Origin of the sequence: Paenibacillus sp. S-38 (assembly GCF_049942825.1) — a bacterium.
Classification (GTDB): domain Bacteria; phylum Bacillota; class Bacilli; order Paenibacillales; family NBRC-103111; genus Paenibacillus_G.
This window is the reverse complement of sequence record NZ_CP187970.1, coordinates 600,989-612,500: the sequence shown is the minus strand read 5'-3', so window position 1 is coordinate 612,500 and position 11,512 is coordinate 600,989. Positions and strand designations below refer to the sequence as shown.

Annotated in this window: 10 protein-coding genes (1 of these 10 only partly in view); 2 read left to right on the top strand and 8 right to left on the bottom strand. The window is 56.6% G+C overall.

The window, feature by feature from the left end; genetic code table 11:
- The 5 genes from fabI to ACP26L_RS02870 all read right to left on the bottom strand — a co-directional run.
- Nucleotides 1–665, bottom strand: the 5' portion of a protein-coding gene (gene fabI, locus ACP26L_RS02890; protein ID WP_426451030.1) for an enoyl-ACP reductase FabI. The gene continues 103 nt to the left of window position 1, outside the view; 665 of the gene's 768 nt are visible here — the first part of the coding sequence; it begins with the start codon at nucleotides 663–665; its stop codon lies off the left edge, out of view.
- A gap of 115 nt (nucleotides 666–780) precedes the next feature.
- Nucleotides 781–1,773 (bottom strand): UV DNA damage repair endonuclease UvsE, encoded by a 993-nt coding sequence (gene uvsE, locus ACP26L_RS02885; RefSeq protein WP_426451029.1) that lies wholly within the window; start codon nucleotides 1,771–1,773, stop codon nucleotides 781–783.
- 230 nt (nucleotides 1,774–2,003) lie between these two features.
- On the bottom strand, nucleotides 2,004–2,321 hold the full coding sequence (locus tag ACP26L_RS02880; RefSeq protein ID WP_426451027.1) for a hypothetical protein: 318 nt from the start codon (nucleotides 2,319–2,321) through the stop codon (nucleotides 2,004–2,006).
- Nucleotides 2,322–2,422: 101 nt separating this feature from the next.
- Nucleotides 2,423–3,568, bottom strand: coding sequence for a D-alanine--D-alanine ligase (locus ACP26L_RS02875; protein WP_426451026.1), 1,146 nt, complete (start codon nucleotides 3,566–3,568; stop codon nucleotides 2,423–2,425).
- A gap of 120 nt (nucleotides 3,569–3,688) precedes the next feature.
- Complete coding sequence (locus ACP26L_RS02870) at nucleotides 3,689–4,714, bottom strand: amidase domain-containing protein (protein WP_426451025.1); 1,026 nt, start codon at nucleotides 4,712–4,714, stop codon at nucleotides 3,689–3,691.
- Nucleotides 4,715–4,957: 243 nt separating this feature from the next.
- Here ACP26L_RS02870 and acnA point away from each other — a divergent pair, with 243 nt between their 5' ends.
- A complete protein-coding gene (gene acnA, locus ACP26L_RS02865) occupies nucleotides 4,958–7,663 on the top strand; it encodes an aconitate hydratase AcnA (RefSeq protein ID WP_426451023.1) in 2,706 nt (901 codons plus the stop codon).
- A gap of 410 nt (nucleotides 7,664–8,073) precedes the next feature.
- Here acnA and ACP26L_RS02860 read toward each other — a convergent pair whose 3' ends face one another.
- Nucleotides 8,074–8,817 carry an IclR family transcriptional regulator gene (locus tag ACP26L_RS02860; RefSeq protein WP_426451022.1) on the bottom strand — a complete coding sequence of 248 codons (744 nt, stop codon included), beginning with the start codon at nucleotides 8,815–8,817 and terminating at the stop codon, nucleotides 8,074–8,076.
- 522 nt (nucleotides 8,818–9,339) lie between these two features.
- Here ACP26L_RS02860 and ACP26L_RS02855 point away from each other — a divergent pair.
- Nucleotides 9,340–10,362 (top strand): alpha/beta hydrolase, encoded by a 1,023-nt coding sequence (locus tag ACP26L_RS02855; protein ID WP_426451020.1) that lies wholly within the window; start codon nucleotides 9,340–9,342, stop codon nucleotides 10,360–10,362.
- A gap of 210 nt (nucleotides 10,363–10,572) precedes the next feature.
- Here the strand turns inward: ACP26L_RS02855 and folE are convergent, their stop codons facing one another.
- Together folE and ACP26L_RS02845 are read right to left on the bottom strand one after the other, a co-directional pair.
- Nucleotides 10,573–11,163 carry a GTP cyclohydrolase I FolE gene (gene folE / locus ACP26L_RS02850; RefSeq protein ID WP_426451018.1) on the bottom strand — a complete coding sequence of 197 codons (591 nt, stop codon included), beginning with the start codon at nucleotides 11,161–11,163 and terminating at the stop codon, nucleotides 10,573–10,575.
- A gap of 70 nt (nucleotides 11,164–11,233) precedes the next feature.
- Complete coding sequence (locus tag ACP26L_RS02845; RefSeq protein WP_426451016.1) at nucleotides 11,234–11,494, bottom strand: YneF family protein; 261 nt, start codon at nucleotides 11,492–11,494, stop codon at nucleotides 11,234–11,236.
- Nucleotides 11,495–11,512 lie beyond the last annotated feature (18 nt).

Here is an 11,512-nt window from a genome sequence, read left to right as displayed (position 1 = left end):
GCCGTTTCGGTTGTCCGGCGAAGCGGGGCTTTCTCCTCCACCGTCTTGAGAATGGAGTTAAAGTCTTTGATCCCCTTGGCTGCAAGCGTCCGGATCGGCCCTGCCGAAATAGCGTTAACCCGGATATTGAACTGGCCAAGGTCATTCGCTAGGTAGCGGACGCTTGCTTCCAGGGCGGCCTTCGCCACGCCCATCACGTTATAGTTCTTCAAGGCACGCTCCGCACCAAGGTAAGTCATTGTCATAATACTGCCGCCCTCGGTCATTAGAGGGTAGAGCTTCTGGGCTACGGCAACAAGGGAGTAAGCACTGATGTCATGAGCCAAAGCGAAGCCGTCTCGCGAGGTGTTCACGAACATCCCTTCAAGCTCTTCCGTTCGAGCAAAAGCGATACTGTGCACAATACCATGAAGAACACCGAATTGCTCCCTCAGATTCTCGGCCAGACGGTCGAGATCCGCATCATCCGTTACGTTGCATGGGAGAATGGACGCTCCCTCAATCGTTCCGGCAAGCTTCCGTACGCGTTCCTCCACCCGTTCGTTCTCATAAGTAAAGACCAGTCTTGCGCCCTGAGCCGCCAAAGACTGGGCGATCGCCCATGCGATACTGCGGTCGTTAGCCACGCCCATGACCACGATGTTCTTCCCGGCAACCAAACTCATATCCTTACGTCCCCCTGTCGCTTATAGGCTCGTACCTTTCGCTTACATCAAGGTAACGTATTTTGCCAGAAGTTTCAAGAGAAGTTTGGCCAGCTCCGGTTCCGCATTCTCTAGCTCAGATTTCAAAAGACGCTTGGGAGAGCATGGTGACATTCTGCTCCTTTCCGAGATCCTCCGCCAGCTTCAGGAGGGAGCCGTCTTTCATCTTGGCTTCGAGCATCACGTCAAGCCGGGGTGTCAACGGTGCGATAGAACGTATGAAATCCATGAATACCCCTGTCTCAATATACTCAGCATGTCCTCTGGGATCGCTCTCGCTCTTCGGGCTCGAGACGTGGATTTTGGGCGGAAGATCCCGCGCGGAGCCGCTTGCGTCCCCCTGCTCCTTCTGTCCCTTCCAAGTAAGCAGAATCCTCGGCCACAGCTCCGCAGCCGAAAGCTCGCTCGGATTCACCGCATCATGATGGATATCGAGCACCATCGGCACCCCCGCCTCCTCGCAGATCTCCAGGGTCTCGAGGGCATTGAACGTTTTATCGTCGTTCTCCAGGGTCATTCTCTCGCGGATCCGTTCGGATAATGCTCCGAATTGTTCCAGGAACCGGGCCCGGGCAGCCTCTTTGTTCCCATAAGTTCCGCCGACGTGGATATTGCATTTGGCCGACGCATCCAATCCCATCGCCTCCAGCATTCGGACATGCCGCTCCAGATCGGCCCGTGAGCTGCGCAGAACATCCTCCCGGGGTGTGCTGAAGACGGTAAAATGATCGGGATGAAAGGACAGCCTCATCCGGTTCTCCCTGGCGTATTGGCCGAGCTCGGCAAAATCGCCCGACAGCCGCTCGATGGGATCCCAATCCCCCAGCCCTTCATGCCCGAGAAGCGGAATGAGCTTGGAGGAAATCCGGTACATTTCAATATCATGAGCCCGGTTATGCTTCAGCAGACGCAGTGTGTTACGAATATTCTCCGCGGCGATGCGTTCAAGCTTGCGAATGGCGGCCTCCCGGTCCCCGAGCTTCTCAAAATTCGTATAGGTCATCGTCTTCGAAGGTGAAGCGTTCTTCACCATCACGGACATGGCCACATAACCCAACCGGACAATCACGCTTATGCCCCCTTTCAGTCCATTTTTCCTATGAACTTAGGATGCCCGTTCTGTCCTTCCGGCATAAAAATAAGGTTCATGTTCATACGCCTCCGTGACAGACTAGCCCGGCTTGCCAGCCGGATGCAAACAAAAGAGCAGCCCCCCCTTCTACAAGGTGAACTGCTCTTAGGTATTTCATGAGCCTGATGATTAAGGCCGCTAGCCATTAAGCAAATGAAGCTTCGCTATTATTCCTGCTCCCCGAAAAACATCTCGTGAGCCAGGGCCGTCTGAATCCTTGCTTCTTCGTCCGTCAAACGCCGCACAAGCTCCATCTCGACCTGGGTCACTTCCTCCCCTTGGAAGTTGATCTCAGCGATGGAAGCCAAAATTTTCACAATGGCAATCGCCTGATTGGAAAGGGTATAGGCTATCACCTTCTGGCCGGCCGGGAACACGCGGAACCCGCTCTTGACCATTTTGCCGCGGCCGTATTCGAGCAGCTCGTACAGCTCCTGCTCCGACTTGAATTTGCAGACGGAATTGAATTCGGTTTGGAATCCCATGACCGACGCTCCTCTCGATTAGACATACCCTTAATTCCTAGAATAAGGGATGCCGCCAAACGAAGCAAGCCGATGCAGAAAAGCACCGGCTTGCGGATGGACTACGTTAAATCGAACGAATAGCTAAGACGCTGCTTCTCTTCGTGACGCTGAATCGCCAGACGGACCAGGTCATCCAGAAGCTCGCTGTAAGGCTTGCCGGACTCTCTCCAAAGGAGCGGATACATGCTGAAAGGCGTAAACCCCGGCATCGTATTAATCTCATTAATGTAGATTTCGCCGTTATCTTTGCGAAGGAAGAAATCAACGCGGGACAAGCCCGAGCCATCAATGGATTGGAACGCACGAACCGCCAGGTCACGGATTCGGGAAGACAGCTCGCTGTCGATCTCCGCCGGAATAATCATCGAGGACTTGCCGTCGATATACTTCGCCTTATAGTCATAGAATTCGCTGGAAGAAACGATCTCCCCCACAACGGAAGCCTGCGGCTCGTCATTGCCGAGCACGGCCACTTCCACCTCACGGGCATCGATAAACTCTTCGACAATCACTTTGCGGTCATAGCGGAACGCTTCGGCGATCGCAGACAAGAGCTCATCGCGGTTGCGAGCCTTATTGATCCCGACGCTTGAACCCAGATTAGCCGGCTTGACGAAGCAAGGATAGCCGATCGCAATTTCGATTTCCATAATAAAGAACGCGTTGTCTTTCTCCCATTGATTCTTCGTAAAATGGCGGAATACGCACTGTGGAAGACCTTCCTGAGCGAAGACCTTTTTCATCATAACTTTATCCATCCCCACGGCTGAAGCGAGAACGCCCGTTCCTACATAAGCGATATTCGCCATCTCGAGAAGCCCCTGGACCGTGCCATCTTCACCGAACGTGCCGTGAAGCAGGGGAAAAACGACATCAAGCTGCGCGGCAGCCGTGCCGCCGCTCTCGGTTGCGGACTGTGTTCCCTGCGTCTTGGCCGGAGCCGGCGAACCAAACAGTGGCTGAAGAGCAAAGGTGCCCGCGCCGCCCGAAGCGGACGCGGACTCAAAGGTCAGCGCATCGACGGATTCCGCCGGTGCCGTCAGCTGAGGACCCGTGCGCCAATCTCCCTCTTTGGTTATGTAAAAAGGCTGAACCTCATATTTGTTCAAGTCAAATGCCTTCGTTACGGCAAGAGCAGTCTGGAGAGACACTTCATGTTCTCCGGATTTGCCTCCGTATATCAGGCCTACGCGAATTTTGCTCATAAGTACCCTCCGGTTAATGAAGTCTGTCGTCCATTACGTCAGAAAGAAGAAAAGCGGTGCATGGGCCCGCCCGAAAAAGCGAACCCTACCTACGGTAAAGGAATGGCTCACCTATCGTCATTATAATGCATCCGAAATATGTATGAAGCGGTACTGTGTCCGCGTCGTCCATGCGTGGGAATCCTTGTAATCCCAGTATCGGCGCCGGGAGCTGACCGTGTGTGCGTTAACCAGCGGCATCCCGTTCGAATCCTTGGCTGTGACGATCGTGCTGTGCTGAAATCTGCCGTCTCCGTCCCAATCATAGGCAATGACATCGCCGGGTTCGAGATCGCCCGCGGAGGCTACCTCCTGGCCGCGAAGCCCGCTGCGGCTCGTGCGAAGGTGAAACTGCAGACTCTCCGCCACGGCCCAGGAAAAGCTCCAAAGCTCCTGGCCGCCGAGCCTGCCTTTGTACCACCAGCCCGCATCCCTTTTATCAGTATAGTTCATCGGCGCCCCCCCTGCAAAGAGGCATTGGGAGATGTAGCTGGTGCAGTCGACTTCAAATGCGATGTAGGCCGGGTTATTTCCATCCCACCATTTGTCTGCGTACCGCACTGCTTCCAAACGGTTGTAGGAACGCCGGGAAACAGCGCCGGCCACCGGAGCAACTCCAGGACCGAGCAAGGGTACCGAAGGCGCGCGCATCAAGCCCACACTCTCGAATTCGTCGTCCGCTTCCAGCAGCGCACCCGGGGGGGCTGCCTTCAACCGGAGTCTCTGCTCCCCATGAAGCGGCTCGATCCGGCGGATCGTCCAGCCTTCGCCCCCGGGAGAAGGTGCCAGGTAGATCCGTTCCTGCTCCACCCGCTGTTCCTCGTAAGCGTCGTGCCCAAGCTGCCCTACGGCAATCCGCTTCAGTACGCACTCGGCGGCAACTCCCTCTTTGTACGGAACGGTTTGTCGGATGGAGAGGCGGGTTTCATTTTTGACGGGCAGCAGGCCTCTTTCGCGGTCACTGTCGAAGCGGCGGGCTAGTCTCGACCGCTCGGCGGACAAATACGCCTCATCGCTTACAAACGGCAGCATCGGCTCTACGGAATTCTCAATGTCCATCCGGTTTCGGTGATGTACATAGTCGTAGAGAGTCGTTTTCCAACTCAACGGCTTGCAGCCCCTTTCGTTAAGTGAGGTAAGCACCCGAACGGACAAGCTCAGCTGCAGAAAACAGCAGGCGGCGTGTAGTCCATCGTATGCGCGGAGAGTCACAAAAATGAACGAATTCGACCTTTACGGAAAGGGACTCCCATTGTATACTAAGAGTAAAGCTAATTTTGAAATCGTGTTTCACACAGTGAAACGAGAACAAAGCAGCTGATTCATATCATGAAGGAGGAAACTGCTACCATGTCTAACCAAGACCAATTCTCGGTCCGCAAGCAGCTGGAAGTAGGCGGCAAGACATACAACTACTACAGCCTGCAGGCGTTCCAGGAACAGGGCAGCGACGTATCCAACCTGCCTTTCTCCATTAAAGTCCTTCTCGAGGCGGCTCTCCGCCAATTCGACGGCAAAGCAATCACGGAAGAGCACGTCAAGCAAATCGCGAACTGGGCTTCCGACCGCGATCCGAATAAAGAAATTCCGTTCATCCCTGCACGTATCGTGCTTCAAGACTTCACAGGGGTACCGGTCGTAGTTGACCTGGCCGCTATGAGAGACACGATGAAGCGCGCCGGCGGAGATCCGAAGCGGATTAATCCACTCGTACCGGTCGACCTCGTTATCGACCACTCCGTCATGGTTGATGCCTTCGGCTCCAAAGACGCTCTCGAATTCAACGAGAAAGTGGAATTCGAACGCAACGAAGAGCGCTACCGCTTCCTGCGCTGGGCGCAAACCGCATTCGATAACTTCCGTGCCGTTCCGCCGGATACAGGGATCGTTCACCAGGTCAACCTGGAGTACCTCGCATCCGTAGCGGCTACACGCACAATCAACGGCGAAGATTTCGTATTCCCGGATTCCCTCGTAGGTACGGACTCCCACACGACGATGATCAACGGTCTCGGTATCGTAGGCTGGGGCGTCGGCGGGATCGAGGCGGAAGCCGGTATGCTCGGCCAGCCGCTGTACTTCGTTACTCCTGAAGTTATCGGCTTCAAGCTGACCGGCACGCTGTCCGAAGGCGCTACGGCGACTGACCTGGCTCTGACGGTTACCCAAATGCTCCGCAAAAAAGGCGTCGTCGGCAAGTTCGTCGAGTTCTACGGCCCGGGCCTCAGCAACATCTCCCTGGCAGACCGCGCTACCGTTGCCAACATGGCTCCGGAATACGGTGCAACGATCGGCTTCTTCCCGGTTGACCAGGAGTCCCTGTACTTCCTCCGCAACACGGGCCGCAGCGAAGAGCAGATCGCTCTCGTGGAAGCTTACTATAAAGCGCAGGGCTTGTTCCGTACGAACGATACGCCGGATCCGGTATTCAGCGACGTGCTGGAGCTTGACCTCGGTTCGGTCGTACCAAGCTTGGCCGGTCCGAAGCGTCCTCAAGACCGCGTAGAGCTGACGAGCATGCAGGAATCGTTCAACAGCATTCTCCGCACACCGATCGACAAAGGCGGCTACGGCCTCTCCGACGAGAAAATCGCCGAAGTGGTGGAAGTTCCGCATGCGAACGGCGAAGTAAGCAAAATGGGCACAGGCGCGGTTGTTATTGCAGCGATCACATCCTGTACCAATACTTCGAACCCAAGCGTAATGCTCGGTGCAGGTCTTGTGGCAAAGAAAGCCGTTGCCCGCGGTCTGCGTAAGCCAGGCTACGTGAAGAGCTCCCTGACACCAGGCTCCCTGGTCGTAACGGAGTACCTGCGCAAAGCCGGCCTGCTCGAGTCCCTCGAAGCCCTGGGCTTCCACGTCGCCGGCTATGGCTGCGCAACGTGCATCGGTAACTCGGGTCCGCTGCCTGACGAAGTATCCCGCGCCATTGCCGACAATGACATGACGGTCGCTGCCGTACTGTCCGGTAACCGGAATTTCGAAGGCCGCGTACACGCTCAAGTAAAAGCCAACTACCTGGCTTCGCCACCGCTCGTCGTCGCTTACGCGCTGGCAGGCACCGTGAACATCGACCTTGCGAACGATCCTATCGGCTACGACCAGAAGAACGAGCCTGTCTACCTGAAGGACATCTGGCCTACGGCACAAGAAATCGCAGAAGCGTTCACGCAGGGCATGAGCGCCGACCTGTACCGCGAGAAGTACGCGAACGTCTTCCGTTCCAACGAGCGCTTCAACGCAATCAACGTACCGGAAGGCGAGCTGTACGAGTGGGACGATAACTCCACGTACATCGCCAACCCGCCGTTCTTCACGAACCTCGGTGCGGAGCTCAACGACATTGCCGATATCCGCGGCGCCAAAACGCTGCTCCTGCTCGGCGATTCCGTAACGACGGACCACATCTCGCCTGCAGGTAACATCAAGGTGGATTCCCCAGCGGGTAAATTCCTCCTTGAGCACGGCGTGAAGAAAGAAGACTTCAACTCCTACGGTTCCCGCCGCGGTAACCACGACGTGATGATGCGCGGTACTTTCGCGAACATCCGGATTCGTAACCAAGTGGCTCCGGGCACCGAAGGCGGCGTAACGACTTACCTGCCAACCGGCGAAGTCATGTCCGTATACGATGCTTCCATGAAGTATCAAGAGCAGGGCACGAATCTGGTCGTTATCGCAGGCAAAGAGTACGGCACCGGCTCCTCCCGTGACTGGGCGGCCAAAGGTACGTTCCTCCTCGGCGTCAAAGCCGTTATCGCAGAGAGCTTCGAGCGGATTCACCGTTCCAACCTCGTCGGCATGGGCGTTCTGCCGCTGCAGTTCCAAGAAGGCCAAGGCTGGAGCACGCTCGGCTTGACCGGTACCGAAACGTTCGATATCGTAGGTCTGAGCAACGATGTACAGCCGGGCCAAAAGGTTACCGTTAACGTAACCCGCGAAGACGGCACGAGCTTCTCCTTCGAAGTCATTGCTCGTCTCGACAGCTACGTGGATGTGGATTACTACCGCAACGGCGGTATCTTGCAGACCGTTCTTCGCCAGATCATGGCGTAAGACGATCGGCTCGCAGGCCAGCTCCACCAAGCGGGCCTTAATCAAAAGCCTTGGGCTTCTCTCCTTACGGAGAGGGCTCAAGGCTTTTTGTGATGTATCTATAGCACATTCGAACAGGGGACGAATTCACATGGAAGGAAATGGAGGCGGTTGTGAAAGCGGGCGTGGGGCCGATAGGGCATGAGCTATAAGTGGGCAATAGCGATTTGCGGCTGAAGCCGGCAGCGCAGTGCTGCCCGCAACGGCGGGGCAGACGGCAGCGCATGCAGCCGTAACGGCGGCGCAGACGGCGACGCAGACGGCAGCGCATGCAGCTGCAACGGCGGGTTAGCCGGCGGCGCAGTGCAGCCGGCAACGGCGGGACAGACAGCTGCGCATGCAGCCTGCAACGGCGGGCAAGAGGCTGCCGCTCAGCGCAGCATCTTGCCCATCCGCCGGGCCGCATCCATGAGCAGAGGCGCATGCTCCTTCATCAGCTCCACCGTCAAGCGGTTGGAGGGACCGGACACGGCGAGCGCGGCGGCCAGCTTCCCCGCCCGGTCGAAGATGGGGACGGAGACAGCGGCGGCGCCGGGCTCACGCTCTTCGACGCTGGTGGCGTAGCCCAGCGACCGCACCTCCGCCAACTGCTGCTCATAGGCGGCGGGGTCTGCCGACGGCGGCCAGGCCGGGTCCGCCAGCAGCGCCTGCTGCTCGGAGGATTCGGCGAAGGCCACCAGCACTTTGCTGGAGGCGCCGACATAGAGTGGCAGCCGGGCACCGATCGGGGCGACGCGGCGGATGGCCTGATTGCTCTGCACAGCCTGCACGCGCACGCGTTCCAGGCCGTCCCGTACATAGAGCGAGACCGTCTCGCCAAGCTGGTCGCGCAGCCGTTCAAGCTCAGGCAGCAGGATGACGGCCGGATCGTCGCTGTGGGTCAGATTTGCGGACAGCTCCCAGATCCGGAAGCCGAGCCGATAGCGCTCTGTTGCCGGATGACGGATGATGAAGCCCTTGCCTTCAAGCGAGGCAAGCAGCCGGTGGACAGTGCTCTTGTGAAGGCCCACCCGGGCTGAAATCTCCGTCAGGCTCAGATCCTCCGCTTCCGTGAAGCAGAGCAGAATATCCAGAGCCCGTTCTACGGCACGCACCGTTAATTTGCCATCTTCCATTCCTTTCACTCCCCGAAATAACGTTTCACTAGTTGAAATCTATTATAGCCCATTTTGACCGATATTCCTATATCGTTTCCTCCCGCCTCCCCCTATACCCGCCATCAAGGTGGTATTAAACCTCCGTTTGTTACGGCAAGATTACAGATGGCTTACAATTTTCGACGAACATTGACGGAGACGCCCTCGTCCCTTTACTATAGAAATAGAAGTAAATTATCTGATTATTCAGCTTTTATGTAAAGAAAATAACCAACTCCGCCGATACTTTACAAGTGGAAGAACCTGCTTGCCGCCTTCCCATGAGCAGCCGGCTTATGCCGGCCTATCCGATGGTATCGACCCGGATCGGGTCTGGAGCCTCACATTCTCCCTATGGAGTATTTCCTTAGCGATAGCAACAGCCTCTCCCTTCCGGTACGCCGGACCGAAAGCTGCCAGGATCGAAGTGGATCAGGGCCCCGCCTGCGTCGTCTGCCGCAACCAGTCATCTCAGCTTACTTCCTTGGGAGGGAACCGCTTATGGAAACCAATTCATCCTACTCACCTGTACCTATAAACCCCACCACCGTTGAAACCGCTGTCAGGCGAACCTTCGTCCGCCGGCACAAAGGCCTGCTGATCGGCCTGCTGTCCGTCCTCCTGCTCTTATTCAGCCTTCTGATGGCGTTTCATGCCTATATCGCCTGGACGCTCGCACGGCCGCATATCGATCCGCTGCGTTCCAATCCGGCACTTTCCATCGGGACCGCGTTTGAAGACATCACATTCCCCAGCTTGAACGGATCTTCGACCCTCTCCGGCTGGTACATCCCGTCCGAGCAGGTCTCGGCTAACGCACGCAAGACCGTGGTCTTCTCCCACGGGTACGGCGGCAACCGAGAGGAGATCTGGGTGCCGATCTACGATCTGGCCAAGGCCGCTCACAACATGGGCTTCAATGTGGTCATGTTCGATTACGGCTACGTTCAGCCGGATTGGAACGTCACCGGCGGTCTCCGCGAGTCGCAGGAGCTGCTGGGAGCCGTGAAGTATGCCAAGGACCGCGGCGCGGACCGGGTCTATGTCTGGGGCTTCTCCATGGGAGCCGGCACCGCCCTGCAGGCCGCTCTCCAGACGAAGGATATTGACGGGATGATCCTTGACAGCACCTTTGTCCTGGAACCTGAAACCTTGTACCATAATATGAAGCAGGTCGCGAATCTACCGAAGTTCTCCCAGGGTCTCGTCCATATGTTCTTCCCGCTGCTCAATGGCGTCAGTCTGAATCAGGTGCCTTATCAGACGGTCAAAGAGACGAAGTACGATATTCCGATCTTCTTCATTCACGGCAAGGAAGACCTCAAGGCTCCTTGGAACATGGTGGAGAGCATCTACGAGCTCCAGAAAGACCAGTCCGGATCGCAGCTCTGGCTGCTGGAGAAAGACGGCCATGAGCTCATCTACCGCGCCCATAAGAAAACCTATCTGCAAATGACGACCGGCTTCCTGCAGACACTCTCGACCGGATCGCCTGAAGTCGTAAGCCACGGACAGAGCCGTTGATGCCGCTGATTCCTGCCGCATTTCCCCGAAATAATGTTCACCATGAGCCGCGCCCAAGTAAGCCGACTCCTTACGGATCCGGCCGGCGGGCAGGTGTATCCGTAAGGATCGGCTCCTACGCTTACTGAATCAAACAAAGAGCGCAGAACCGCTTTCCCAAGGGGAGAGGGTCCTGCGCTCTTCTATTCCATCCATTGGCCCGGAAACAGGCTAGTCCTTGATCAAGGACAGGAACTCGGCACGGGAGGACGCATCCGTACGGAATACGCCGCGCACGGCTGAGGAAATCGTCTTACTGCCCGGCTTCTTGACGCCGCGGGCGCACATGCACAGATGCTCGCCTTCCACCACAACCATGCAGCCGTGGGGCTCCAGCTCGCTCTCGATGATGTCGGCAAGCTCCGAAGTGATCCGCTCCTGCACCTGGAGACGGCGGGTTACGGCCTCAACCAGACGGGCGAATTTGCTCAATCCAGCGATCTTCCCGCTCGGGATATATCCGATGTGAATCCGCCCGAAGAAAGGCGCCATATGGTGCTCACATTGGCTGTAGTAGACGATATCTTTGACGATGACCAGCTCTTCGTGCTTCTCGTCGAACGCCACGCCGAGGATGTCCTTGACATCGGCTTCATAGCCTGCAAAAATCTCTTCGTACATGCGCGTTACGCGTGCCGGAGTGTCCTGCAGACCCTCACGGTCCACATCTTCACCGATCAACCGAAGAATCTCGCGGACGTGATGCTCGATCTGTTCGCGGTTCTCAATGACGCGGTTATTTTTGTATTCTTTGGCCGGCATGGCCCTTCCCTCCTCTTTCGCCCTCCGTATCGGAGGAACGCAAAACCGCTAGCCGCGGACTTTGGCCCGGTTAAGGACGAAACTTCTGTTTCTTCATCATTTGCTGCATCTTGGCCATCTGCTGCTTGTTCAGGTTGTACCCCATCTGCTTGGCCATCTGCTGGAGCATCTCGGGATTGCTCTGCATCTTCTCCATCTGCTTGCGCAGGTACATCACTCCGATGTAAAATCCGGCTGCCCCTCCGACCAGCAGAGCGACTACCGCGGTTACGATATATCCCCACATGATTGTTTCGTTCACCTCTACCGTTAATTTAGATTTCTTTATCATAGCACGCCTGACAAGGAG

Excerpts from the sequence above, each read along its gene's own strand:
- ACP26L_RS02845 (WP_426451016.1), bottom strand. The coding sequence starts at position 11,494 with ATGATAAAGAAATCTAAATTAACGGTAGAGGTGAACGAAACAATCATG.
- ACP26L_RS02875 (WP_426451026.1), bottom strand. The coding sequence starts at position 3,568 with ATGAGCAAAATTCGCGTAGGCCTGATATACGGAGGCAAATCCGGAGAA.
- ACP26L_RS02855 (WP_426451020.1), top strand. The coding sequence starts at position 9,340 with ATGGAAACCAATTCATCCTACTCACCTGTACCTATAAACCCCACCACC.
- ACP26L_RS02880 (WP_426451027.1), bottom strand. The coding sequence starts at position 2,321 with ATGGGATTCCAAACCGAATTCAATTCCGTCTGCAAATTCAAGTCGGAG.
- ACP26L_RS02860 (WP_426451022.1), bottom strand. The coding sequence starts at position 8,817 with ATGGAAGATGGCAAATTAACGGTGCGTGCCGTAGAACGGGCTCTGGAT.
- acnA (WP_426451023.1), top strand. The coding sequence starts at position 4,958 with ATGTCTAACCAAGACCAATTCTCGGTCCGCAAGCAGCTGGAAGTAGGC.
- folE (WP_426451018.1), bottom strand. The coding sequence starts at position 11,163 with ATGCCGGCCAAAGAATACAAAAATAACCGCGTCATTGAGAACCGCGAA.